The 23959-nt window shown below is 70.8% G+C and carries 21 protein-coding genes and 1 pseudogene; 13 read left to right on the plus strand and 9 right to left on the minus strand.

Annotation, left to right across the window (positions count from 1 at the left end; translation table 11 throughout):
* Window positions 1-193: pseudogene (locus JOL79_RS33165) on the plus strand (hypothetical protein); the annotation flags it as partial.
* Between the two features lie 95 nt (window positions 194-288).
* On the opposite strand, the gene JOL79_RS33170 reads toward JOL79_RS33165, so the two are convergent.
* Window positions 289-1107 (minus strand): SDR family NAD(P)-dependent oxidoreductase, encoded by an 819-nt coding sequence (locus JOL79_RS33170; RefSeq protein ID WP_210159896.1) that lies wholly within the window; start codon window positions 1105-1107, stop codon window positions 289-291.
* 213 nt (window positions 1108-1320) lie between these two features.
* On the opposite strand from JOL79_RS33170, the gene JOL79_RS33175 reads away from it, so the two are divergent.
* From JOL79_RS33175 to JOL79_RS33190, 4 genes are read left to right on the plus strand one after another with little or no spacing between them, the layout of a single operon-like run.
* Complete coding sequence (locus JOL79_RS33175) at window positions 1321-4038, plus strand: sensor histidine kinase (RefSeq protein ID WP_210159897.1); 2718 nt, start codon at window positions 1321-1323, stop codon at window positions 4036-4038.
* Window positions 4035-4442 carry a roadblock/LC7 domain-containing protein gene (locus tag JOL79_RS33180; RefSeq protein ID WP_210159898.1) on the plus strand — a complete coding sequence of 136 codons (408 nt, stop codon included), beginning with the start codon at window positions 4035-4037 and terminating at the stop codon, window positions 4440-4442. The genes JOL79_RS33175 and JOL79_RS33180 overlap by 4 nt, the downstream gene beginning before the upstream one ends.
* A 13-nt stretch (window positions 4443-4455) precedes the next feature.
* Window positions 4456-4824, plus strand: coding sequence for a DUF742 domain-containing protein (locus tag JOL79_RS33185; protein WP_210159899.1), 369 nt, complete (start codon window positions 4456-4458; stop codon window positions 4822-4824).
* Complete coding sequence (locus tag JOL79_RS33190; RefSeq protein WP_210159900.1) at window positions 4805-5380, plus strand: GTP-binding protein; 576 nt, start codon at window positions 4805-4807, stop codon at window positions 5378-5380. Before JOL79_RS33185 ends, JOL79_RS33190 begins: the two co-directional genes overlap by 20 nt.
* A gap of 148 nt (window positions 5381-5528) precedes the next feature.
* Here the strand turns inward: JOL79_RS33190 and JOL79_RS33195 are convergent, their stop codons facing one another.
* The 3 genes from JOL79_RS33195 to xylA all read right to left on the minus strand — a co-directional run bounded on the left by JOL79_RS33195 (window position 5529) and on the right by xylA (window position 8995).
* On the minus strand, window positions 5529-6347 hold the full coding sequence (locus JOL79_RS33195) for a DUF998 domain-containing protein (RefSeq protein ID WP_210159901.1): 819 nt from the start codon (window positions 6345-6347) through the stop codon (window positions 5529-5531).
* Between the two features lie 97 nt (window positions 6348-6444).
* Complete coding sequence (gene xylB / locus JOL79_RS33200) at window positions 6445-7830, minus strand: xylulokinase (RefSeq protein ID WP_210159902.1); 1386 nt, start codon at window positions 7828-7830, stop codon at window positions 6445-6447.
* 19 nt (window positions 7831-7849) lie between these two features.
* Window positions 7850-8995, minus strand: coding sequence for a xylose isomerase (gene xylA / locus JOL79_RS33205; RefSeq protein ID WP_210159903.1), 1146 nt, complete (start codon window positions 8993-8995; stop codon window positions 7850-7852).
* 106 nt (window positions 8996-9101) lie between these two features.
* Here xylA and JOL79_RS33210 point away from each other — a divergent pair, with 106 nt between their 5' ends.
* A complete protein-coding gene (locus JOL79_RS33210) occupies window positions 9102-10370 on the plus strand; it encodes an ROK family transcriptional regulator (protein ID WP_210159904.1) in 1269 nt (422 codons plus the stop codon).
* 81 nt (window positions 10371-10451) lie between these two features.
* On the opposite strand, the gene JOL79_RS33215 is transcribed toward JOL79_RS33210, so the two are convergent.
* A complete protein-coding gene (locus tag JOL79_RS33215) occupies window positions 10452-10664 on the minus strand; it encodes a hypothetical protein (protein WP_210159905.1) in 213 nt (70 codons plus the stop codon).
* 158 nt (window positions 10665-10822) lie between these two features.
* Here JOL79_RS33215 and JOL79_RS33220 point away from each other — a divergent pair, with 158 nt between their 5' ends.
* The 4 genes from JOL79_RS33220 to JOL79_RS33235 all read left to right on the plus strand — a co-directional run bounded on the left by JOL79_RS33220 (window position 10823) and on the right by JOL79_RS33235 (window position 17819).
* On the plus strand, window positions 10823-11326 hold the full coding sequence (locus JOL79_RS33220) for a VOC family protein (RefSeq protein WP_210159906.1): 504 nt from the start codon (window positions 10823-10825) through the stop codon (window positions 11324-11326).
* Window positions 11327-11485: 159 nt separating this feature from the next.
* Window positions 11486-12367, plus strand: coding sequence for an SAM-dependent methyltransferase (locus tag JOL79_RS33225; RefSeq protein WP_210159907.1), 882 nt, complete (start codon window positions 11486-11488; stop codon window positions 12365-12367).
* 147 nt (window positions 12368-12514) lie between these two features.
* Entirely contained in the window at window positions 12515-12859 is a 345-nt protein-coding gene (locus JOL79_RS33230; protein WP_210159908.1) for an STAS domain-containing protein, read from the plus strand.
* A 553-nt stretch (window positions 12860-13412) separates the two neighbouring features.
* Window positions 13413-17819: a cation-translocating P-type ATPase gene (locus JOL79_RS33235; RefSeq protein ID WP_210159909.1), complete on the plus strand. Its 4407-nt coding sequence runs from the start codon at window positions 13413-13415 to the stop codon at window positions 17817-17819.
* 122 nt (window positions 17820-17941) lie between these two features.
* On the opposite strand, the gene JOL79_RS33240 is transcribed toward JOL79_RS33235, so the two are convergent.
* From JOL79_RS33240 to JOL79_RS33255, 4 genes are all read right to left on the minus strand, one after another.
* Window positions 17942-18457, minus strand: a complete 516-nt coding sequence (locus JOL79_RS33240) for a hypothetical protein (protein ID WP_210159910.1) — start codon at window positions 18455-18457, stop codon at window positions 17942-17944.
* A 146-nt stretch (window positions 18458-18603) separates the two neighbouring features.
* Window positions 18604-19401, minus strand: a complete 798-nt coding sequence (locus tag JOL79_RS33245; protein WP_230985954.1) for an SAM-dependent methyltransferase — start codon at window positions 19399-19401, stop codon at window positions 18604-18606.
* Window positions 19402-19506: 105 nt separating this feature from the next.
* Complete coding sequence (locus JOL79_RS33250) at window positions 19507-20115, minus strand: cupin domain-containing protein (RefSeq protein ID WP_210159912.1); 609 nt, start codon at window positions 20113-20115, stop codon at window positions 19507-19509.
* 42 nt (window positions 20116-20157) lie between these two features.
* Window positions 20158-20565, minus strand: a complete 408-nt coding sequence (locus JOL79_RS33255) for an STAS domain-containing protein (protein ID WP_210159913.1) — start codon at window positions 20563-20565, stop codon at window positions 20158-20160.
* A 253-nt stretch (window positions 20566-20818) separates the two neighbouring features.
* On the opposite strand from JOL79_RS33255, the gene JOL79_RS33260 reads away from it, so the two are divergent.
* The 3 genes from JOL79_RS33260 to JOL79_RS33270 all read left to right on the plus strand — a co-directional run bounded on the left by JOL79_RS33260 (window position 20819) and on the right by JOL79_RS33270 (window position 23700).
* Entirely contained in the window at window positions 20819-21457 is a 639-nt protein-coding gene (locus JOL79_RS33260) for an HD domain-containing protein (protein WP_210159914.1), read from the plus strand.
* Window positions 21458-21594: 137 nt separating this feature from the next.
* On the plus strand, window positions 21595-22650 hold the full coding sequence (locus JOL79_RS33265) for a L,D-transpeptidase (RefSeq protein ID WP_210159915.1): 1056 nt from the start codon (window positions 21595-21597) through the stop codon (window positions 22648-22650).
* A 306-nt stretch (window positions 22651-22956) separates the two neighbouring features.
* On the plus strand, window positions 22957-23700 hold the full coding sequence (locus tag JOL79_RS33270; protein ID WP_210159916.1) for a trypsin-like serine protease: 744 nt from the start codon (window positions 22957-22959) through the stop codon (window positions 23698-23700).
* The last annotated feature ends 259 nt before the right edge of the window (window positions 23701-23959 follow it).

Below are 23959 nucleotides of genomic sequence, written 5' to 3' on the forward strand. Positions count from 1 at the left end.
CCTGGTCGAAGGCGAAGTGAAGGGCAAGGCCGCCGCGATACTGGCCGTACTCGCCGCCCGGGACCTCACCGTCACCCAAGCACAACGAGAGCTGATCGAAAACACCACCGACCACGACCGCCTCGACGCCTGGGTCCGCCGCGCCGTAACCGTCCCCTCCACCGACGCGCTCCTCACCACAGACTCGGACTGACCTCCGCGAGAGCGCCCATGACCGGGGCCGGCGGGCCGGCTCCGGCCTCATGGCATGGCCGTCTCATGACATGACGGTCTAAGGATGTGACGGTCTCAGGACGTGACCGCGAGCCCGGTCGCCTTGAGACTCGCGGTCCACAGTTCCTCGGCCAGCCCCATGTCGGTCATGCTCGCGGGTACGTCCGCGGGCGCGTCCTTGTGGAAGTAGCGGCCGGAGTGGGCGACGGCGTCCTCGCCGGCGACCAGACGCGCCAGCCTCGAGCCGCCCGCCTCCGGCGGCTCTCCCATGCCCGGAACGAGCATGACGAGCTTCATGAAGAAGGTGCCGCTCGCGAAGTCGGTCTTCAGCACGCCGGGGTGCAGACAGGTCGCCGCCAGGCCCCGCTTGGCGAGGGCGACCGTGAAGAGGGCGTTGGCCTGCTTCGTGTCGCCATATTGCAGCCAGCCGTTCCAGCGCCGGTTGCGCCTGGAGAGATCGGCCGGGTTGAGCCGGCCGGTCTTCGCGGCGCGCGACGTGGTTGTGACGACCCGCGCGGACGACGCGGTGAGCCGGTCGAGCAGCAGATTCGTCAACAGGAACGGCGCCAGATGGTTGACCTGCACCATCAGCTCGTACCCGTCCATGGTGATCCGCCGTTTGGGCGCCATCACACCGGCGTTGTTGACCAGCGCGTCGATGCGTGGATATCGATCGAGTAGTTCGGCCCCGAGCCGTCGCACCTCGTCGAGCACGGCGTAGTCGGCGGGCAGGGTGTCCGGCCGCGATCCGGTGATCGCGGCGACACGGTCCGCGACCGCGTCGAGCTTCGCCGGAGTCCGGCCTACCAAGACAAGTTGGTGTCCCTGCTTAGCCAGATCGAGGGCAGACGCTGCACCGATTCCATCGCTTGCCCCCGTGATCACAGTAATCATCACGTTCCTCCACTGCGCCAGAACTGTATCGGTGCTAGCCTTCTGTGCGATCTTCCGGAGGTGCATTTCCCCATAAATGCGGCGCGAGCCTCCAGCACTGCAGGAGTGGCCATGGGTTCGAGAAACCGGTCGATTCGGTTCAAGATCTTCTCTTTGCTGCTCTTACCGCTGTTGATGCTGAGCGCTATGTGGGGGTTTGTCCTTAATTTGACCGTGGCCGATGGCCTGGTACTTCTGAACTCGAAGACCCTGTACGACACCATCGGCGTCACATCCACCGACCTCGGCCTGCAGCTTCAGGCCGAACGAGCGCTCACGGTCGGATCGCTCAGCTCGGGCCAGAACGGCGGGACCGCCCTCACCGAGCAGCAGGCCAAGACCAACACGGCGGTCGACAAGTTCCGCCGGGCCGCGAACAGCGACGACGCCCAGCGGGCGGTCGGCGCCGAACTCCGCGGCCCCCTGCGCGCCCTGCTCACCTCGCTCGGACGCCTGCCCGCCATCCGCGAGTCGGTCACCCTCGGCAAGACCACCCGGCTCGACGCCATGAACGCCTACAACGGGATCACCGACGATCTCTTCGCGCTGTACGAGCGCCTCATCTCGGTCCCCGATCTGGCCATCTTCCAGCAGGCCAGCGCGATGCAGGCGATGGGCAACGCGCACGAGATGATCGCCAGGGAGGACGCCCTGGTCCGGGGCGCCCTCGCCAGCGGCCAGTTGTCCCGGCAGGAGCAGAACGAGTTCAGCGAGTGGGTGGACACCCGCCGCTTCCTCTACGGCAAGAACCGGCCCGTGCTGACCGCCGACCTGCGCGCGCCGTACGACCAGGTGCTCAACTCGGCGCTGTTCGAGCGGTTCTCCGGCCTCGAGGACCGGATCATGGGCCAGCTCCGGGACGGGGGTCCCCTTCCCCCGGAGGACGACAACTGGGTTCCCACCGTCGACAGCCTGGTGCTGCGACTCGACCAGGCTCGCATCACCGCGTCCGACGCGCTCAGCGCGAAAGCCACCTCGGCCGCGGGCGCCATCATGACCCGCATCGCCGTCGCCGGCGGCCTGGGACTCGTCGCCATCATCGTCACCATCCTCTTCTCCGTCCGCTTCGGCCGCCGCCTGGCGCGGGACCTCGCGGCCCTGCGTGACGCCGCGCTCGACATGGCGGACGTACGGCTCCCGCAGGTGGTCGAGAAGCTCAAACAGGGCGAGGACGTCGACGTCGAGACGGAGGCCCCGGCCATCCAGGCCCGCGGATCCAACGAGGTCGTGGACGTCGCGCACGCCTTCAGCTCCGTGCAGCGCACCGCGGTCGAGGCCGCCGTCGGCCAGGCCCAGCTCCGCCAGGGAGTCAACCAGGTCTTCCTCAACCTCGCGCGGCGCAACCAGAGCCTGCTCCACCGGCAGCTCACGCTCCTGGACGCGATGCAGCGCCGGGTGGACGAACCGGAGGGCCTGGACGACCTGTTCCGGCTCGACCATCTGACGACCCGCATGCGCCGCCACGCCGAGAGCCTGATCATCCTGTCCGGCGCCAACCCCGGCCGTTCGTGGCGCAGGCCGGTGCCCCTCATCGACGTGGTCCGCGCCGCGATCGCCGAGGTCGAGGACTACACCCGGGTCGCGATGACACCGATGCCCGACACGTATCTCACCGGTTCGTGCGTGGCCGACCTCGTCCACCTGGTCGCCGAGCTGCTGGAGAACGCCATCGTCTTCTCTCCGCCGCAGACCAGGGTGCAGGTGCGGGGCGAGGTGGTGGCCAACGGCATCGTCATGGAGATCGAGGACCGCGGGCTCGGACTTCCCCCGGAGAAGTACGCCGAGATCAACGAGCGGCTCGCCCACCCGCCCGAGTTCGACCCGGCCGACAGCGACCGGCTCGGCCTCTTCGTCGTCAGCCAGCTCGCCGCCCGATACGAGATCCGCGTGATGCTGCGCAGCTCTCCCTACGGCGGAACGACCGCCATCGTGCTCGTCCCGCGCACCCTCGTGGCCGAGGAGGTCTCGTCGGGGGGCCGCAACGGCTCGGCCGACCGGGCGGCCACGGGTGCCCGATCCGCGCAGCCCGCCCTGCCGACCAGGACGGCCCTGGACGACAGCGCCCTGAACGCCAGGGCTCTGAACGACAGGGCTCTGGACGGAACGGTCGTCCAGGGCAGGCTTGTCGAGAGTGCCGCGCCTGGAGCCACCGCACCACAGCCGACCGCACCGCAGCCGACCGCGGCGTCCGCAGGCGCGCCGGGCGCGTCCGGATCGGCCCCTTCGCCGTTCTTCACCCGCGACGCGCCTCGAGCGGAGCCCGTACCGCCCGCCGCCGGCGTCGACGCCAACGCCGATCGCTACACGGGCGACCACCACTCTGGTGCTCATCACCTCAGGGATCACGGGCTGGCGAATCACAGCCTCGGCGATCAAGCCGTGGGCGCTCACGGCGCCGGCGAGCGGACCGCCTGGGCAGGGGATGCCTTCCGCCGGAACCCTGGAGAGGCTCCCCCCGAGACCGGCACTGAGACCGGCACTGAGACCGGCACGGGGGCCGGCACCGGAGACCGCACGGAGAGCCGGCCCGGAACCGCGGGACCACTGCCCCGCCGGACGTCCGCGGAGAGCCAGACGACCCCGCAGGAGGAGTCGCAGGAGGAATCGGGGCCGCCCATGGGCGGCCCCCGGCCCAGGGCCTCCGCCGCGAACGGCACCCACGCCGGTCTGCCTCGCCGGGTGCGCCAGGCGAACATCGCGCCCCAGCTTCGCGGGCAACCGCTGTCGGCGCCGACGCCGACCCCCACGGAGGATCGGTCGCCGGAGGAGGCGAGGGCGACGTTCTCTGCGTTCCAGCAGGGAGCGCGCCGCGGCCGGGAGGCCGCCGAGCAGCCGGGAGGCACGCTCGGCCAGTACGCACACATGACGCATGGCGAGAAGGGTGAGGAATGACGGGCAAAGCGACGACGACCGGCGAACTGAACTGGCTGCTCGACGATCTCATCAGCAGGGTCGCCGCCGTCCACCAGGCCGTGATCCTCTCCACCGACGGTCTCGTCGTCGGAGCCTCCCAGGGGCTGAGCCGTGAGGACGCCGAACACCTGTCCGCGGTGGCGGCGGGGTTCCAGAGCCTGGCGCGCGGCGCGGGCCGGCACTTCGGCGGAGGCGAGGTGCGGCAGACCATCGTCGAGATGGAGAGCGCGTTCCTCTTCGTCACGGCTGCCGGACAGGGCACCTGCCTGGCCGTCCTGGCGGCCTCTGACGCGGACGTCGGCCACATCGCCTACGAGATGGCCATGCTCGTCAAGCGCGTCGGCCAGCACATCTCCACCAACCCCCGACGGATCTCGCCGTGAGGCGGAAGGCCACATGAGCGGACCCCAGTGGATGGACGAGGAGGCCGGCCCCGTCGTCCGGCCGTACGCGCTGACAGGGGGCCGCACACGGCCGTCCGGTGAGAAACTGGACCTGATCGCCATCGTGACCACCACCGGCTCACGTCCGGAGGGCGGCACCGGCATCGGACCCGAACAGCGGCGGATTCTTGAGATCGCGAGCCACGGCGCGTCCGTGGCGGACATCGCGTCCGACGTCGACCTGCCCCTGGGCGTGGTCCGCGTTCTGATCGGGGATCTGCACGATCTGGGACTCGTCGGCGTACGAGACCCGGGCAAGACCGCGCCGCTGCCAAGCGCGCGCCTGCTTAGGGAAGTGATCAATGGCCTTCGCGCCCTCTGAGGAGCCGGTCGCCCTCAAGATCCTGGTGGCCGGCGGCTTCGGTGTCGGCAAGACCACGCTGGTCGGCGCGATCAGCGAGATTCGCCCACTGCGCACCGAGGAAGTGTTGTCGGACCGGGGCGTCGGCGTGGACGACACCGATGGAGTCGAGGCGAAGACCACCACGACGGTGGCGATGGACTTCGGTCGCATCACCATCAGGGAAGGACTTGTGGTCTACCTGTTCGGCACCCCCGGGCAGGAGCGCTTCTGGTTCATGTGGGACGAACTGTCGTACGGCGCGCTTGGAGCCGTGGTGCTGGCGGACACCCGCAGGCTCACCGACTGCTTCCCGTCCATCGACTACTTCGAGCAGCGTGGCACGCCGTTCATCGTGGCGGTCAACTGCTTCGACGGAGCGGACCGGCACGAAGCGGAGGACGTGCGGATCGCGCTCGACCTCGACCCCGACGTGCCCGTCCTTCTCTGCGACGTGCGGCGGCGTGCCTCGGCGAAGGTCGTCCTGGTCACCCTCGTCGAGCACGCCCTCAAGATGCTGACCGCCGCACAACGCTGACGGGCCCCCGGCTGACCTTCGGAGAGCTCTGACCGTGGCCGTGACCGCGCACCCACGGCGACGGCCAGGAGCTCTATTCGCGTCGTCGAGTGCCGCGGGCGGTTGAGTCGGTTGACCGTGCTGCCGGTGATGACGACGCCCGACAGGCCTACCGCTGGTGGTACCGGGACCCGTTAACCAAGATTCCGCCGGCGGATGCTGCGCGAGACCGAGCCACGCTTCGCCAGACTCTGGCCGTCGCCGGATCGAACTCGAATGCGCGCGCCGCACGACCCGCCATCACCCGTGCCGCCGCCACCGGGGCCGCCGCCACCGGGGCCGCGACCGCCGGGGACTCGACCGCTGGAGCCTCCACCACCGGGGCCCACACGACCTGCAGCAGCCGTACGGCGAGCACGGCGAGGATCGCGACCTCGGCCGTGAGGAGCAGGCGCTCGACGATGCCGATCGCCACGCCGTGGCCGGGCAGGGCCACGTACGTGATCGCCGCCAGGCCCAGGCCCGCGGCCAGCGTGAGCCACTCGACGGCCCGGGCGACGGGCTTCCAGAGCTCGTCGTCCCCCAGCCGTCCGACCATCAGCGTCGCGGCCAGCGGCACGCTGACGAAGGCGACCGCCGACAGGACGAGATGCACGTTCTCCTGCCAGGTGTGCCCGAGCTCCGGCGGAGCCGACGGCACGACCGCGGCGCCGATCAGCGCGGCGCCCCACAGACCGACGAGCCAGGTGGGCCAGCCGGAGATGGGGGCGCCGGCGCGCCGCAGCCCGGCGAGCAGCGCCAGAGAGGCCAGACCCAGGACCGCCATCGCGAGCTCGATCGTGCCGCCGCCGTCCTCCGCGGCGTACCGGCTGATCGGCATCGAGACCGGATCAAGCCCGGGACGGCCGCCGACCTGCGTCGTCACGACCGTGACGATCGCGACCAGAATCCCCGCGCAGGCGACCACCGGATACAGCCTCTTGACCATATCTTGAGGGTGCCCCGATACGGCCCCGGCAGACATCCGGGAGATCGTGCAGATCCCCCGGATGCCGCCTCAGGGTCGCCTCAGGGTCCCGGGCGCGTCACGCGCGCGCGGCGACCTCCTGGTAGCGCTCCCGCAGCCCGGGGGTGGGGTCGGCCTCGTAACGGGCGACCTCCCCCGATCCCCACTGCGGCGCCTCCGGCTCACCGGACAGGAGCCAGGCCGCCTGCCGGGCCGCCCCGTCGGCGACGTACTCGCCCGGGGTCGGCACGAGCACGGGCTGGCCGAACACGGTGGGAGCGATCCGCCGCACCGCCTCCGACCTGGCGCCGCCTCCGATGAGGAGCACCCGGCGCGGCTGCAGGCCGAGCGCGTCGAGGGCGTCGGCGAGGCCGCACAGCATGCCCTCGACCGCCGCCCTGGCGAGATGCGCGGGGGTCGACGTGGCGAGACGCAGGCCGTGGAGCGACCCGGTGGCGTCCGGCCGGTTCGGCGTGCGCTCACCCTCCAGGTAGGGCACGAGCACCAGCCCGTCGGCCCCGGCAGGGGCCTGCAGCGCCAGCTCGCTCAACTGGTCCTGGTCGACGCCGAGCATCCGGGCCGCCGCCACCAGGACACGTGCCGCGTTCAGCGTCGCGACCAGGGGCAGGTAGCGCCCGGTCGCGTCGGCGAACCCGGCGACCGCGCCCGTCGCGTCGGCGGACGGCGTCTCGGACACCGCGAAGGCCGTGCCCGACGTGCCGATGGACACGACGACGTCACCGGGCAGCATGCCCACGCCGAGCGCCGCCGCCATGTTGTCGCCCGTGCCCGGCGCGAGCCGCAGGTCGCCTGTCGCACCGGGAATCGCGACGGCGCCGGCCTCCTCGGCCGGGCCGAGCACCCGCGGCAGCTCCGGTACGGCCCCGAGGGCCAGCTCCAGCAGGTCGGTACGGTACGTGCCGCCGGCCGGAGACCAGTAACCGGTGCCCGACGCGTCACCCCGGTCGGTGACCAGCGTGTCCGGCTGCCCGGCGAGCCGCCAGGTCAGCCAGTCGTGCGGCAGGCACACCGACCGCGTACGACGGGCGTTGTCCGGCTCGTGCTCGGCCAGCCAGCGGAGCTTCGTCACCGTGAACGACGCGACCGGGACGCTGCCGACGGCCTCGGCCCACTTCTCCGGGCCGCCGAGGTCGGCGATGAGATCGGTCGCCGCCTTGGCCGAGCGGGTGTCGTTCCACAGCAGGGACGGCCGGACGACCGTGCCGTCCTCGCCGAGGCAGACCATCCCGTGCTGCTGCGCCGCCACACTCAGCGCCGCCACGTCGGCCAGGCCGCCGGCCTGTTCGATCGCGGTCTGGAGGGCCGTCCACCAGTGATCGGGATGGACCTCCGTACCGTCCGGGTGCGATGCCCTGCCCTCCCGGACGAGAGCGCCGGTCTCCGCGTCCCGGATCACCACCTTGCAGCTCTGGGTCGACGAGTCGACCCCCGCCACCAGCGTCACGATGGCTCTCCCGCCGCCGTCAGCCGCGCACGCCGAGCAGATGCTCGATCGCGAGCTGGTTCAGCCGGGTGAAGTGGAAGCCGCGCGCGGCCACCTCGTCGACGTCGATCGACTCGGCGAGCACGTCGTCGTAGGTCTCGCCCTCGGCCACGGTCGGCTGGGCCAGCTCGGTGAGCTTGCTGGCGACCAGCGCCTCCTGCACCTCGGGGTCGGCGCGGAAGGCCTTCGACTTCTCCTTGAGGATGAGGTACGTCCGCATGTTGGCGGCCGCCGACTCCCAGACGTCCTCCTTGTCCTCGGTGCGCAGCGGCTTGTAGTCGAAGTGACGCGGGCCGTCGTAGCCGCCGTTCTCCAGCAGGTCGACGAGGAAGAACGCGCTCTTCACGTCGCCGTGGCCGAAGACGAGGTCCTGGTCGTACCGCGGGCCGTGCTGACCGTTGAGGTCGATGTGGAACAGCTTGCCGTGCCACAGCGCCTGCGCGATACCGTGCACGAAGTTCATGCCGGCCATCTGCTCGTGGCCGACCTCGGGGTTGAGGCCCACCATCTCCGGGTGCTCCAGCGAGTTGATGAACGCCAGGGCGTGGCCGATCGTCGGCAGCAGGATGTCGCCGCGCGGCTCGTTGGGCTTGGGCTCGACGGCGAACCGGATGTCGTAGCCCTTGTCGATCACGTACTGGCACAGGAGGTCGAAGCCCTCCTTGTACCGGTCGAGCGCGACGCGCACATCCTTGGCCGCGTCGGACTCCGCGCCCTCACGGCCGCCCCAGCAGACGTACGTGGTCGCGCCCAGTTCGGCGGCGAGGTCGATGTTGCGGATGACCTTGCGCAGGGCGTACCGCCGGACGTCGCGGTCGTTGCTGGTGAACCCGCCGTCCTTGAAGATCGGGTGGGTGAACAGGTTCGTGGTCGCCATCGGCACCTTGAGACCGGTCTCGCTCAGCGCCTTCTTGAAGTTCTCGATGGCCTTGGCGCGGTCGGACTCGACCGCGAGAAGGTCGTCGTCGTGGAAGGTCACACCGTACGCGCCGAGCTCGGCCAGGCGGTGGACGGACTCGACCGGGTCGAGCGGCGCACGGGTCGCGTCACCGAAGGGGTCGCGGGCCTGCCAGCCGACGGTCCACAGCCCGAATGTGAACCGGTCCTCGGGAGTGGGGGTGTACATGTGTCGCCTCCGAATTAGTCTATGTTGTGGACTAAATATCGGACGTTGAGCGGCACAGGTCAAGAGTAACCAAGGACGGATCTCAAAGCCCCCAGGGGAGACTGTGATGACGCAGGCCGTACGCCACGACGCGATGCGCGCGCGGAACCTGGCGCTCGTGCTCGGCGAGGTCAGCGCCCGGGGATCACTGACCCGGGCGGCGCTCGCCGAGATCACCGGCCTGACCAAGACGACGGTGTCGAAGCTCGTCGGCGACCTCATCGAGGCCGGGCTCGTGGTGGAGACCGGCGCGGTGCGGGACGGAGAGCGCGGCAGGCCGGGAGTGGAGGTCCGGGTCAGCGGCGATCACGTCGCCGCCGTGGGCCTGGAAATCAATGTGCGCTATCTGGCGGTACGCGTCGTCGACCTCACCCGGTCCGTACGACTTCGTCGCACACAGGCTGTGGATAACCGAGCCGCCCGGCCGGAGGATGTGATCGCGAGGCTAGGAGATCTTGCTACGGCGGCTGTGGACGAGGCTGTGGAAAAAGGTCTCCGGGTCGTGGGCAGCGTGCTCGCCATCCCCGGACCTGTGAACGGAAGCACCGGTACGGTGCAGAACGCCCCCAACCTCGGCTGGCGGCACGTCCCGCTGTCGTCGCTTCTGCGGCTGCCGGTGCCCGTGCGGATCGAGAACGAGGCGAACCTGGCGGCACTGGGCGAGCTGTGGTTCGGCTCGGGCCTGCCGGACTTCCTGCACGTCTCCGGCGAGATCGGCATCGGAGCCGGCCTGGTGGTCAACGGGCGGCTCTTCCGCGGCGCGCACGGCTACGCCGGGGAGTTGGGGCATGTCGTCGTCGCCCCCGACGGTCCGCCCTGCCGGTGCGGCGGGCGGGGCTGCCTGGAACAGTACGCCGGGCAGGAGACGCTGGTCACCGCCGGAGCCGACGGCGATGCGGGAGCCGACGGAGACACCCGAGATGCCGGAGACACCCGAGATGCCGGAGACACGGGGGACGCCGGCGACCGGGCGGAGATCACCGGTAACGACACCGACGACCAGGGCGTCGCCCGGCTCGTCTCGCGCCTCCGGGCGGGAGACCCCGCCGCCCTGGCGGCATGCGAGCGCGCCGGCTGGGCCCTGGGCGTCGCGCTGTCCTCCGCGATCAACCTCATGGACCCCGACGCGATCGTCCTCGGCGGCATCTACGCGCCGCTGTTCCCCTGGCTCGGCGACGTGGTGGCGAGCACGCTCGCCGCCCGCCTCGGTCAGATGCGCTCCACCGTGCCGCCGGTGCTGGTGTCCCGGCTGGGTGCGGAGGCCGCGGCCCTGGGCGCGGCCGGTCAGGTGATCGAGCAGATCATCGCCAACCCGGCGGCCCTGCTCCAGAGCTGAGCACGCCGGGGAAGCCGGACCCCGAAACAGTCAGCGGACCAGGGTCGCGGCGCACACCGGGGGTCGGCCGGCCCGGCTCGGCTACAGGCCGGACGGATCGCGACCCAGGCTGATCTCCTCGGCGATGCGGCGCACCTCGTCGCCGGTCAACCGCGGAGCGCCGGGCAACCTCGCCGCGAGTGCCGCCATGACCTGGGGGAAAGGCTCCCCCCTGTGGCGGATCGCCACGTCGTGGACGGCCCGGAAGAGACTGAGGTTGTCCTCGTGCTGCCGTGTGGCCCTGTCTGCGATCACCGACGCTCCCCCTCTGGCGCTCACGCCGTCACTCACGCTGCCGGCCGGCGCCCCTGAGCCGGCCGTTCGCCACCGTACGACCTTCGACCGACAGTTTCCGGAGAACGCGCATCAGGTACTCTCAATTGAGAGCTCAACTGTTGACTCGGGGAGGGACCATGCCGGTCCAGCGGATCAACCACGCGGTCCTCTACGTCCGCGACGTGGAGCGCAGTGTCGCCTTCTACCAGGAGGCGCTGGGCTTCCGCGTCGTCAACACGTTTCCCGGAGCCGCCTTCCTGCAGGCCGCCGGGTCGTCCAACGACCACGATCTCGGGCTCTTCCAGATGGGCCCGCAGGCCCAGCCCTCTCCGGCCGGCCGGTCCGCGGTCGGGCTCTACCATCTGGCGTGGGAGGTCGACACCCTCGCCGAACTGCGCCGCATCGCGACGAAGCTGTCCGAGATGGGATGCCTCGTGGGCGCCTCAGACCACTCCACCACGAAGGCGCTGTACGCGAAGGACCCGGACGGGATCGAGTTCGAGGTGTCGTGGCTCGTCCCGGCCGACCGGCTGACGAGGGAACTCCTCGACGACCGCGCCCGCATCAGACCGCTGGACATCGACGGGGACATGGAACGGTTCGGAGCCGAGACGCAGGGCGGCGTGGGCGTCTCCCACTGACGGTCATGTGACGGATCACGCCGTCGAGCGCGGTGGCTTCGCAGTCCGTTGGGCTCAGAAAACCCACCGCTCACGGCACGACGCCTGCCGCGGAACAACCCCGGCATACTACCGTGATCTCCGCTATTACGGCCGGTAGACGACATCGGGGGACAGGTCTTGACAGGCGGTCACCAGGGCGGCGACGTCACGCGACCAGGGCAGTCAGCGAATCAGCCCGAGGGGTTCGAGGAGCCGCGGCCGCAGATCGACACGACCCGGCCGAGCATCTCGCGGGTCTACGACTACATGCTCGGCGGCAAGGACAACTTCGCGGTGGACCGCATGGTGGCCGAGAAGGCGCTGCTGATCGCCCCCAACGCGCCGCATGCCGCCCGCTCCAATCGACGGTTCCTCAAGCGCGTGGTGCGGTTCCTCGCCGCCGAGGCCGGCATCCGCCAGTTTCTCGACATCGGCTCAGGTCTGCCCACCCAGGGGAACGTGCACGAGATCGCCCACGAGGTGGCCCCCGAGGCGAGGGTGGTCTATGTGGACAACGACCCCATCGTCCTCGTGCACGGACGGGCGCTGCTGGCGGAGAACGGCAGCACGACCGTCGTGGAGGCCGACATCAGGGACCCCGAGGCCCTTCTCGGCAACGAGGAGGTCCGCGGTCTCATCGACTTCGACCAGCCCGTCGCGCTGCTGCTCTTCGGCATCCTCCACCACCTCGGCGACGAGGAGGACCCCGCAGCCATCGCGGCGCGCCTCCGCGACGCGCTGCCGTCCGGGAGTTACCTCGCCCTCTCCCACTTCCACAACCCGGGCCCCGAGCACCCTTCGGCGACCGAGCTGGCCTTCTCCAGCGAGAAAATGTTCAACGAGAATCTGGGCACGGGCAGGTGGCGCACCAGGGATGAGATCCTCGCCTATTTCGGCGACATGGATCTTCTGGAACCCGGCCTCGTCCCCCTCATCCAGTGGCGCCCCGACCACGAGGAAATCCTGGAAGAGGGGGATATCCACCTGCTCTTCGCGGGTGGCGTCGGCCGCAAGCGCTGACCCGCCGGCGGACCGCACACCGGCCCGTGAAGGCCCCGGGCCGGACGCCGTCCGCCGGGGGTACACAGCACCGCCCCGGGTTGACAGCGCTGTCCCCGGGCCGTGATGCTCGAAAGGTCCGCCCCTCTACAGGAAGGCGGCATCCACATGATGACCATCAAACGGTCATTCGAGTCCACAGCCCCGCTGGACCTCCTCTACGCGGACACGCAGATCAGCGTCCGGTCGATCGCGGACGGATCCGTACGGCTCGTCGGGCAGATCGATCTCACCAACGGCGACGCCGTCGCCGACGCACTCGCGGGTCGCCGACGCTCCACCGTGATCGTGATGGACGTCGCGGAACTGAACTTCATCGACCTCTACGGACTGCGCATCCTGGCCCTGCTCTCCGAGGATCCGCGGGACAGGCCGGTCGAGCTGCGCAACCCGCGGCCGTCGCTGGTCCGGCTGCTCCAGCTGCTCTCCTGGCCGACCTTCACCCTCGTCTGACCCCCCGGACCAGTCCGCCGGCAACACAGACATCCACCGGACCCCACGCCCCCTCCGCGTTCCCCCTCCGGCCGACGTTCCGGCCGCACCGTGCCCCCATGCCGCCCGCGCCATCTCTCGCGCCTCACACCGCCCTCCTTCGCGCGGTGATCGCACCCGTCCCAGCTCATTGCGGATCAGCGGGTTTTCGCCGCTCAAGATGGAGGAAAAGCTATCGAGGACGGCCAGACGGCCCCACCGACGACCTCCGGAGACGGGTCATCTCCGGCGGAAAGCGGGCAACGACAGCGCCGACAGCAGCGGCGACAACACGTGGCGACACGAGTGGCGATACAAGCGGCGAGGACCCCCGACTCGGCGAGGAGGGGTGATGACGTATTTCCGAACCTTCCGGATCTTCCGGCGCTTCGAGGCATCTCCATGGAGGCTCCAGGACGGTCGCACACCGACCGTCGTCTGATCCCACCCATTCGGTGACGCCTGAGACCGGGCCGCATTCGCGGACGGCTCGGCCGATCGCCCCTGTCCGGGGTGCCTTCCGCTGGAGAACCACATGTTGTTGACCCACGTCCTCACCACGGCCGCCACATTGGCGCGGAGCGTGCTGCCCGATCCCGTGCGTGACCTCGTCCCCTGTCCCCGCGATGTGCGGGCGTGCCCGGGCGGGCTGCGGATCGACGTGCACGGGATCGGCCGTCGCGGCACCGAGCACATCACCCACCGCCTGGAAGAACGCCTCACCTCGATGCCGGGGGTCGACAGAGCCGAGGTGAACGGCCGTCTCGGCCTCGTCTTCGTCGGATGCGATCCGGAGTCGGTCGATCAGGACGAGCTGAAGGCCGTCGTCGCCGAGCTCGACTCCCAGGAGGAACACGCGCACTCGCGCGAGCGGCGCATCCGCCTGCACGAGGACCACCTGCGCGCCGGAATCCGGCTGGCCGCGGGAGTGGCGGGCATCGGCGCGGCGTTCGCGGGCCAGGTGGCGCGCCTCCCCCGGCTGCCCGTGGTCATCCCGGCCATGGTGCAACTCGTCGACGCCACTCCGAGCATCAGGGAAGAGCTCGACCGCCGCCTCGGCCGCCGCCCCACGACCGCGCTGTTCTACACCGCCAGCCTCCTGACGACCACGCTGAGCCTGCGGCCGGCGGGACTGTTCGTGCAGGCCGCGGCCTCGCTCGGCCGGTACGTCGAGGCGAGGGCCGGCCGGTCCGCCTGGGAACGGCTGGAGGAGCGGCTGGCCGAACGGCCGGGGAGCTACGAGCACATCAAGACCGGGCGCCTGCCCCGGCCCACCCACCTGCCCCACGGTCCGGTCGAGCGGTACGCCGACCTCGTCAGCCCGGCCACCATCGCGGCGTACACAGCGACGCGGCTCCTCGGCCGCGGCCAGCGGGCCCTGGCGATCCTCTTCACCGCCACCCCGAGGATCGCGGACCTGGGCCGGGAGGCGTTCGCCGGGGCAGTGGGCCGGGCCCTCGGCCGGAACGACACGATCGTGCTGGACTCCGACGCGCTGCGCACGATGGACCGGATCGACACGATCATCCTCGACTCCGACGCGCTCACCACCGGCAAGTGGACGATCGACCGGGTCGAGCCCCTGGTGGAGGGACTCGACACCGACGAGCTCTATGCCCGGCTCTACACACTGATCGACTTCTCCGCACCCGACCTGCCCCGTCTGGACGAGGGCTGGTCGGTACGGCCGGTCGAGGGCCTGGGGCAGCTGCTCCCCTCGGTCGACGACGACTGGCGCGACCGCGGACTGCGCGCGCTGGAGGTCGGCAGGGACGGGACCCCGGTCGCCGTCGTGGGCCTGGCCTCGGAGATCGACTCCCTGGCCGTGCCCGTCGTCGCGGCGGCGCGGGCGGCGGGCACCGTGATGCTCGCCACCGACGAGGCCGAAGTGGCCCGGCGGCTGGCGATCGGCGATGTGCTTCCCCGTGGCGAGGCCCTGGCCAAGCAGGTCCACGACCTCCAGAAGGAGGGCCACGCCGTCGTGGTGGTGTCACGCGCCGCCCGGCACGCCCTCACCCAGGCCGACATCGGTGTCGGCGTCATGGACGAGAACGGGCTGGTGCCCTGGGACGCGGACGTCGCCGGAGCCCTCCACGGCGTCCACCTCTTCCTCACCTGCATGCCGAAGGCGGTGCAGGTGAGCAGGAACAGCGTACGGCTGAGCGCGGTGGGCGCGATCGTCGGCAGTCTGCTCGCGTTCGCGGGCCCGGAGCGTACGGCGCTGCGCAGGGGCCAGCTCGTCAACGCCGCCGTGTCGATAGGCGCGATCGGGCTGGGCGAGTGGGCGGGTCGCACCGCGGGAGGCGCGCCGACGCCGCTGCGTGCCGACCTCACTCCCTGGCACGCCATGTCGACGAAGGAGGTGCTGGCGCGGCTCCGCTCCTCCAGCAGGGGGATCCCGGCGGACGAGGCGGAGAGGCGGCGCGAGCAGACGCTGCCCGAGGAGGTCCTCCGGCCCCACTCCCTGGCGCGTACGACCATGGAGGAGCTGGCGAACCCCTTGACCCCGGCGCTCGCGGCGGGCGCCGGCATCTCGGCCCTGGTCGGCTCCGTGCTGGACGCCGTCCTGATCAGCGGCGTGATGGTGATCAACGCCTTCATCGGCGGCGCGCAGCGGTTCAGGGCCGATCACGCGCTGCGCCGCCTCACCGAGTCGACCGAGGTCCTGGTCCGGCTGCGCCGCCCGGACGGCACGGTGTCCGAGGTCACCAAGGACGAGCTGGCCCCCGGCGACGTCATCGAGCTCCGCGCGGGAGACGCCGTGCCGGCCGACGCCCGTGTCATCAGGGCGGTCGGGCTTGAGCTCGACGAGTCGACGCTCACCGGCGAGTCGCAGCTCGTCGCCAAGACCGCCGCGCCGACCGTCGCGGCGGCGGTCGCCGACCGCAGCTCGATGGTCTACCAGGGCACGACGGTGGCCGCGGGCAGCGGGCGCGCCGTGGTCGTGGCCACCGGCGACCTGACCGAGGCAGGCCGCAGCGCGAAGCTGGCCGCCGAGCCGAGCCCGCCGACCGGAGTCGAGCTGCGGCTGCGCGAGCTGAGCCGGCGGATCCTGCCCATCTCGATCGGATCCGGCGCGTTGCTCCTGCTCATCGAGCTGTTGCGGGGCCGTCCACTGGCGTCGGCCCTCACCCCGGCGGTCAGCCTCACCGTGGCCGCCGTACCAGAGGGGCTCCCGTTCGTCGCCACGGTCGCCGAGCTGGCCGCGGCGCGCCGGCTGTCGAGGCGGGCCGCGCTGGTGCGCAACCCATCCACCATCGAGGCCCTCGGCCGGGTGAATGTGCTGTGCTTCGACAAGACGGGAACGCTGACCGAGGGGCGCATCAGCCTCCGCCACCTGTCGGACGGGTGGACCGGGCTCGCGGTCGACGAGGCGACCCCGCAGTTGCGGCGCATCCTCGCGGCGGCCGTCCGCGCCAGTCCCCGGTCCGGCGCCGGGCGTGTCATCGCCCACCCCACCGACCGCGCCGTGCTCGAAGGCGCGGAGCGGCTGGACGTCACGCCGTCCGAGGGGCTGGAGACCTGGAAGCGGGTCGACGAGATGCCGTTCGAGCCGGGACGCGGCTACCACGCCGTCCTCGGCCTCACCGAGCACGGACACCTGCTGAGCGTGAAGGGCGCGCCGGAGATCGTGGTCACCCACTGCACCAGCGTGATGCGCGAGGGCGTCGCGGTGCCGATGGACGAGGACGCCCGCGTGCAGCTCAACCACGAGGTCGACCGGCTGGCGCGGAAGGGTTACCGGGTGCTGGCCGTCGCGCAGCGCCCCGCCTCCGACCGGAGCGACCTCGACGAGTCGCGCATCGAGAACCTCTGTTTCCTCGGCTTCCTCGGCCTGGCCGACCCGGTGCGGCCGACCGCGGCCGAGAGCGTGGGCCGGCTCATGCGGGCCGGCGTCCGGGTCGTGATGGTCACCGGAGACCACCCGAGCACCGCGGAGGCCATCGCGGTCGAGCTGAACGCGCTGAACGGGCAGCGGGTGATGACCGGGCCGGAGATCGACGAGCTCGACGACGAGACGCTGACGAAGACGCTGCCCGACGTGGCCGTGTTCGCCCGGGCGACCCCGGCCCACAAGGCCAGGATCGTCGGCTGCCTGCGCCGCGCGGGGGAGGTCGTGGCCGTCACCGGCGACGGCGCCAACGACGCGCCCGCGATCCGTACGGCGGACGTCGGCATCGCGCTCGGCTCGCGGGCCACGCCGGCCGCCCGAGCCGCCGCCGACCTGGTGGTGACCGACGACCGGATCGAGACGATCGTGGACGCCATCGTCGAGGGCCGGGCGATGTGGAGCTCGGTCCGCGACGCGCTGAGCATCCTGCTCGGCGGCAACATCGGCGAGATCGTTTTCACGGTGGGGTCAAACCTGGTGGGCGGCACCAGCGCGCTGAACGCCCGCCAGCTCCTGCTGATCAACCTGCTGACCGACATGGTGCCCGCGCTGGCCGTCGCCGTACGGCCGCCGGCCTCGACCGACCCGGAGAAGCTGCTGCAGGAGGGCCCGGAGGCGTCCCTGGGCGCCTCACTGAACAGGGACATCTACCTGCGGGCGATCGTCACCACCGCGGCGGCGATCGGGGGCTGGACGCTCGGGCGGATGACCGGCACACGCGGGCGGGCCGACACCATCGCGCTGGTCTCGCTCGTGGCGGCCCAGCTCATGCAGACGATCTCGGGCGGCGGCCGGGACAGGGTCGTGGTGGTCGCCGCGCTCGCGTCGCTCGGCGTCCTGGGGCTGACCGTCAACGTTCCCGGCGTGAGCGCCTTCTTCGGGTGCCGCCCGCTGGGGCCGGTGGGCTGGACGATCGGGCTCGGCAGCGCGGCCGCCGCCACGTTCGGCGGGATGGCGGCGCAGCGGGTCGCGTGGGAAGGGCTGCCCCGCGAACTGGTCACGGCGCTCACCCGGCTCGGCGGTCTGGGGACGGCCGTCAGCGCGCGGTGACCTCACCGGCCGCGACGGCATTCAGCTCGTCGAACGCCCGCCGGACCACCTGTGGCAGGTCCGGCGGGCCGGCCTCCCGGCCGCGCGACGACGGGACGCGGTCGGCCGGGGAGTGAAAACCGTCAGGCCGGGCGGAGGTGACGCGGCCGGGCGCCGGGCCGGACGGCGTGCCGCCGCTGGCTGCGCTGCTTGTGCTGGCGGCGCTGGTCGTGCTGATTGGCGCGCGGCGTGATCCGGTGCTGCTGGAACGCCTGGTAGTTCAGGTTCGGCAGCGTGATGGGCATCGGGCCCGCCTGGCTCGGGTCCGCCGGGATCGGGACGACCAGGACCTCCTTCTGGATGCCCTTCTTGCCCTTGGTGATGCTGTGGAAGATGCTCGGCGCGGGATCGGGTGCGACGGGAGCCGGTGTTCCGGCGGCCGCCGGGGCACCGGAGCCGACCGCGTCGGTGACCGCCCCCGGGACCACGGCGGGGACCGCTCCGGCGACCCCGTCCGTGACCGCGCCGGGGACGGCTGCGGGAATCGCCGGCTGCGGCGCGCCGGCCGTCGGATTGTCGGACGGACCGGTTCCCGCCATCGCAGCCGGCCCGGTCAGGAGGGCCGCCGTGAGCGCGGCGGCAATCGTCGAGATGCGCATGTTCTCCCCCGAGTTCGTGAACGCTACGAGGAAGACGCTAGGCGCGGTACCGGGCCCGATCACGCGGACACACCCAACGTCGGGTCAAGGCTCGCTTGACCTGAGAGATCACGGGTTCAAATGACCCCTGGAGACCTGGGCGCGTCTCAGATCACCCGGGCGACCCCGCCGAGCGCGCCGGCCTTGCCCTCCCGTACGGCGAGGCGGTCGGGATCGGGCCGCCAGTCCTGCAGCGCCACGACACCCGGCTCCACCAGGTCGAGGCCGTCGAAGAACGCGAGCACCTGGTCGCGCGAACGGGAGGTGGTGCCGGGGACGGCGGTCCGGTCGAAGACCTTGCGGCCCTCCTCCTCCTGGCCCTCGCTGAGCGGCCCGATGGACCCATGGGAGATCGCCAGGTAGCCGCCGGAGACCAGCGGAGCCCGCAGGGACGCGACGATCCTCGCCGCCTCGTCGTCGTCGGGCACGAAATGGAGCACCCCGAGCAGGAGCACGGCGACTGGCTGGGTGAAGTCGAGATGCGCGAGGACCTCCGGATGCCGCACCAGCGACTCCGCGTCACGCAGGTCGGCGCCGACGGCGATCACACGTTCGTTCTCGGCGAGGAGGGCCCGCGCGTGCACCAGCACGATGGGGTCGTTGTCGACGTACACGACCTTCGACTCGGGCGCCAGCTCCTGGGCGACCTGGTGAACGTTGCGCTGGGTCGGCAGCCCCGCCCCGATGTCGAGGAACTGCCGGATCCCCCGCTCGGTGAGGTAGGAGACGGTCCGGACCAGGAACTCGCGGTTCTCCCTCGCGATGTCACGCAGGTTGGGCAGGATCTCCAGGATCTTCTGCGCCGCCTCGCGGTCCGACGCGAAGTTGTCCTTGCCGCCCAGGTAGTAGTCGTACATCCGGGCGACGCTGGGCGTCATCGGATCGACGCCCGCCGGAGCCTTCATCTCGACCACGGGACTCCCCTCGTCCGTACGCGACCATGGTACGGCCTTGATCACACGCGGGACGGGAGAAATCCACCGAATGCGCCCTGGCCTCCGACCGTGTGGTCAGAGCGCACGGAAGTCGGCGAAATCAAACCCCGGCGACACGACGCAGCTCACCAGCACACCCTCGTCGCCGGCGGGTCTGGCCGCCTGCCAGGTGCCCGCGGGCACGAGTGCCTGGGGCACCTCGCCGTTCTCGACGTCCGGCCCCAAAGTGATCTTCGTCTCGGCGCCCGGTCGGTCGCCGGAGCCGCCCAGGGTCAGGGTCAGCGGCCCGCCCCGGTGCCACAGCCACACCTCGTCGGACCGCACCGCGTGCCAGACCGACTCCTCCCCCGGCTGCAGCAGGAAGTAGATGCCGGTGGCGCTCCGCCGGGGGCCGTCGTAGCCGGACGGCTCGAAACTCGCCGAGGTCCGCCACGTCTCGCGGAACCATCCGCCCTCCGGGTGAGGCAGCAGATCCAGCGCCTCGGCGACCGGCGGACGGCGCTGGATCGCCACGAAGGCCCCGGTGACGTCGCGACGCAGGAACCGCACCTCTCCGTCGTCGCCCACGGCGATCACCGTTTCCGGACCGGTGAACGTCACGGCCGCGACGCGCAGTGCCTCGTCGTCGTCGGCGGCGGGCACCGATGCGCCGTCGGGATACTCGGCGAGCGTCATGACCAGCATGACGCCGATCTTAGGTCGTCGCCTCTTATGGGCCGCCGCCGGTCAAGGGCCGTCGCCCTTGTGGCCGTCGCTTGTACGGCCGCCGCTCACCGCCCGGACCGCGTCGTCCACCGACGGCTCGACCCGGAAGGCGACGCGGAGCCCGGTCAGCGTGAGGACCCGCTCCAGGTGTGCGGGCAGCCTGGTGAGGACGAGCCGGATCCCCTGTTCCCGGCCCTGGTTCAGCAGGAGCACCAGCACGCCGATGCCCATCGAGTCGCAGAACGTGACGGCGCCCAGGTCGAGAACGACCCCGCGAGGCGCCAGGGCGTCGCGGGCCTCGGCGATCCGTTCCTGGAACAGCCCCGCGTGGTGGTAGTCGAGGTCGCCGGACGCCTTCGCCACCACGACATCCTCATGATGGCGGACGGACATCGTGAATCGTCGGGACGTGTCAGTCAGCTCGGGCATATAACCACTCCCGCCCTGAGGAACCGGGCGTACCTGTCGCCTTATCTCTACCTGCCAGACGCGGGCTCACACATGCACCGGTCGAAACGGGAGAAATCCGTATGGCCGGGGATCCCGCCTTCACCGGACCGGCACGCGGATGGCCCGATCTGTGGTGGACACGTCCTTCTGGCCACTTCGCCCGGGCCGACCTGCGATGTGAGGGTGGAACGGAGACGGAAAGCCGTCACCGAACCACGGAGAGGAGCACCCCATGACGGAGAGCATCGCCGGAATCGCCGTCCCCGACTCGACCCTCGCCACGGAGGCCACCGAACTGGTCCGCACGACGGCGCCTCCGCTGATCTACCACCACTCCCGCCGCGTGTTCCTGTTCGGCTCGCTCCAGGGCAAGCGGCTCGGCCGGGCCGCCGACCCCGAGCTCCTGTACATCGGCGCCATGTTCCACGACCTCGGGCTCGTCGACCCCTATCGGCGTACGGACCAGCGCTTCGAGCTCGACGGGGCCGACGAGGCGCGGCGTTTCCTCGAAGCGCGCGGGGTGCCGGAGCCCGACATCCGCAAGGTGTGGGAAGGCATCGCGCTGCACACCACACCCGAGGTTCCGTACCGGCTGGAGCCCGAGGTGGCGCTGGTCACGGCGGGAGTGGAAACGGATGTCCTGGGCATCGGATACCGCGATCTGGACCCGCAGGACATCGCGGCCGTCACGGCGGCCCATCCGCGGCCCGACTTCAAGCGGGAGATCCTGGCGGCCTTCACCGAGGGCTTCAAGGACCGGCCCACCACCACCTTCGGCACGGTGAACGCCGACGTCCTGGAGCACTTCGTGCCGGGCTTCCGGCACATCGACTTCGTGGAGGTGATCCAGAACTCCGACTGGCCCGAATGATCTGGGCCGCTCCGGCTGGCGGATGCGTTATCCGATCGTTGTCCAACGAACCGCACATACCGCCATATTCGGCCGTCTCTCATATGTAGGACCTTCAGGCCATACCTGGAGGCACGCATATATATGAGGAGAAGACCGTGAACAGCCTGAAGCGGGCGGCCTGCGTCTCGCTCGCCGTCGCCGCCGTCACCGCGGCGACGGCCTGCTCGACGGGAGGTGGAGCGACCGCGCCCGCCAAGGTAGCCGCCGCGGAGAGGAGCGCCCCGGCGACAGCGGCGCCGGCCACGATCAACGCCGCCGCCGAGTCCGTCAAGAAGGCCGGAACCAGCAGCACCACCAGCGGCACCGCGAAGGGCGCCGCCCGGGCCAAGCTCGGCATCGCCGACATCACTCCGATGGGCGAGAAGACCGAGAAGGTCGGCGTGGGCTTCCCGATCATCGTCGTCTTCGACCGGAAGGTGGCCGACCGGGCGGCGACCGAGGCGGCGCTGCAGGTGGAGGCCGAGAAGCCGGTCGACGGCGCCTGGCGGTGGGTCTCCGATCGCAAGGTCGTCTACCGCACCAAGACATACTGGAAGCCGCACCAGAAGGTGACCTTCACGGCGCACCTGAGCCAGATCCCCGGCAACGAGGCCGCGAAGGACGTCTCCCGCCGATTCGCCGTCGGCACGGCCAACGTCTCGCTGGTGGACACCCGGAAGCACGTGATGAAGGTGCGGCGCGACGGCAAGCTCGTGAAGACCATTCCGATCAGCGCCGGCCGCGGGGGTCTGATCAGGAACGGCGTGGACGTCTACCTGACCACCAGCGGCGTTCACCTCGCCATGGGCAAGAAGCCGGTCGAGACGATGACGTCGTCGTGGATGGGCGTGACCGACCCCAAGGACCCGCTCTACTACAAGCTCGAGATCCCCTGGGCCGTGCGGATCTCCGACAGCGGCGAGTACGTCCACCAGAGCGCGGGCGACTACCAGTTCCTCGGCAAGTCGAACCAGAGCCACGGATGCGTCCGTGCCACCCCCGCCGGGGCCAAGTGGTTCTACGGCATCAGCCAGCGCGGCGACGTCGTGCAGATCACCGGCACCAAGCGCAAACTCGACTGGCGGAACGGCTGGAGCTTCTGGCAGCTCAACTGGACCGAGTGGAAGAAGGGCAGCGCCCTGAACGGCAAGACCGTCATGCAGGCCACGTGATTGTGATCCCAGCCCCCTGATCACGGTCCTCTGACACGGGCCATGCGATCAGCCAAGCGATCCAATCTCGCGCCCGGCCGGGCCGTGCCCGGCCGGGCGTTGCCATGCTCGGCCGGGCGTTGCCATGCTCGGCCAGGCGTTGCCATGCTCGGCCGGACTGGGCCGCCGACGGGGGAATCCGTACGGTGAGATTACGCGAGCCGAGATCGGCCACAGCAGGTTTTACCTGCGGAGATACCGAACCGGGCAGGGAGCGACTACAGTCTGGTAGTGCGTTTCATCCCTTTTGTCGTGATTTTGCTTGCGGTGATCGTCGGTCTGGACTCCCCGGCCGAGGCCATCACCCACGGATCTGCGGACGGGCCCGCACACTCCGAAGTGGGCGCCCTGCTCGGTAACCGGCCCGACAGCGACGGCACCTGGTCGTACTGCACGGGCACGCTCGTCTCTCCGACCGTCCTCGTCACGGCCGCCCACTGCGGCGATCCGGGACAGCAGACCGCGCGCGTCTCGTTCGCCTCCCACTACCGGCGCGGCGACCCCGTCTACACCGGCAGGTACATCGCCGACCCGAGGTACAGCGACAAGGCCGACCGCTACGACATCGCGGTGGTGGTCTTCGACACCCCCGTCCCCGGAGCCATGCCCGCCCGGCTGCCCGGCGCGAACACGCTCGATCACCTCCGCGAGAACGGCGACCTCGACACGGCGCGTTTCACCCCGGTCGGCTACGGCTCACTCGACCCGGTGAAGGCGAAGCACGGCTGGCGCTTCAAATACACCGACACGCGCAACCGGACGTCCATGTCGTTCGCGGATCTCACTCACCCCTGGCTGCAACTGTCCACGAACCCCTACCGGGGAGACGGCGGCACCTGCTACGGCGACTCCGGCGGCCCGGTCTTCCTCGAGGGCGCCGGCGGCGGCGACCTGCTCGTCGCCACCACGATCAGCGGGGACGGCGAAGGCTGCCAGGACGACAGCTACGCCTACCGCCTGGACACGTCCGTGGCCCGGAGCTTCCTCGGCCGTTTCGTCGCCCTCCCCTGACGGCGACGATCAGCCCAGACTCCCACGCGGGAAACGCCGCGGCGGACGGCGAGTGAACCAACCGCCTACGCGCGGCCCCCGTGGTCGGAGTGACCGTGGTCGGAGTGACCGTGGTCGGAGTGACCGTGGTCGGAGTGACCGTGGTCAGAGTGACCGTGGTCAGAGTGACCGTGGTCAGAGTGACCGTGGTCAGAGTGACCGTGGTCAGAGTGACCGTGGTCAGAGTGACCGTGGTCAGAGTGACCGTGGTCAGAGTGAC

Source organism: Microbispora oryzae (assembly GCF_017896165.1).
GTDB lineage: Bacteria > Actinomycetota > Actinomycetes > Streptosporangiales > Streptosporangiaceae > Microbispora > Microbispora oryzae.

Coding starts and splice junctions, on each gene's coding strand:
- JOL79_RS33170 (WP_210159896.1), bottom strand. CDS start 1,107: ATGATTACTGTGATCACGGGGGCAAGCGATGGAATCGGTGCAGCGTCT.
- JOL79_RS33180 (WP_210159898.1), top strand. CDS start 4,035: ATGACGGGCAAAGCGACGACGACCGGCGAACTGAACTGGCTGCTCGAC.
- JOL79_RS33185 (WP_210159899.1), top strand. CDS start 4,456: ATGAGCGGACCCCAGTGGATGGACGAGGAGGCCGGCCCCGTCGTCCGG.
- JOL79_RS33190 (WP_210159900.1), top strand. CDS start 4,805: ATGGCCTTCGCGCCCTCTGAGGAGCCGGTCGCCCTCAAGATCCTGGTG.
- JOL79_RS33195 (WP_210159901.1), bottom strand. CDS start 6,347: ATGGTCAAGAGGCTGTATCCGGTGGTCGCCTGCGCGGGGATTCTGGTC.
- xylA (WP_210159903.1), bottom strand. CDS start 8,995: ATGTACACCCCCACTCCCGAGGACCGGTTCACATTCGGGCTGTGGACC.
- JOL79_RS33210 (WP_210159904.1), top strand. CDS start 9,102: ATGACGCAGGCCGTACGCCACGACGCGATGCGCGCGCGGAACCTGGCG.
- JOL79_RS33220 (WP_210159906.1), top strand. CDS start 10,823: ATGCCGGTCCAGCGGATCAACCACGCGGTCCTCTACGTCCGCGACGTG.
- JOL79_RS33230 (WP_210159908.1), top strand. CDS start 12,515: ATGATGACCATCAAACGGTCATTCGAGTCCACAGCCCCGCTGGACCTC.
- JOL79_RS33235 (WP_210159909.1), top strand. CDS start 13,413: ATGTTGTTGACCCACGTCCTCACCACGGCCGCCACATTGGCGCGGAGC.
- JOL79_RS33240 (WP_210159910.1), bottom strand. CDS start 18,457: ATGCGCATCTCGACGATTGCCGCCGCGCTCACGGCGGCCCTCCTGACC.
- JOL79_RS33245 (WP_230985954.1), bottom strand. CDS start 19,401: ATGAAGGCTCCGGCGGGCGTCGATCCGATGACGCCCAGCGTCGCCCGG.
- JOL79_RS33250 (WP_210159912.1), bottom strand. CDS start 20,115: ATGCTGGTCATGACGCTCGCCGAGTATCCCGACGGCGCATCGGTGCCC.
- JOL79_RS33255 (WP_210159913.1), bottom strand. CDS start 20,565: ATGCCCGAGCTGACTGACACGTCCCGACGATTCACGATGTCCGTCCGC.
- JOL79_RS33260 (WP_210159914.1), top strand. CDS start 20,819: ATGACGGAGAGCATCGCCGGAATCGCCGTCCCCGACTCGACCCTCGCC.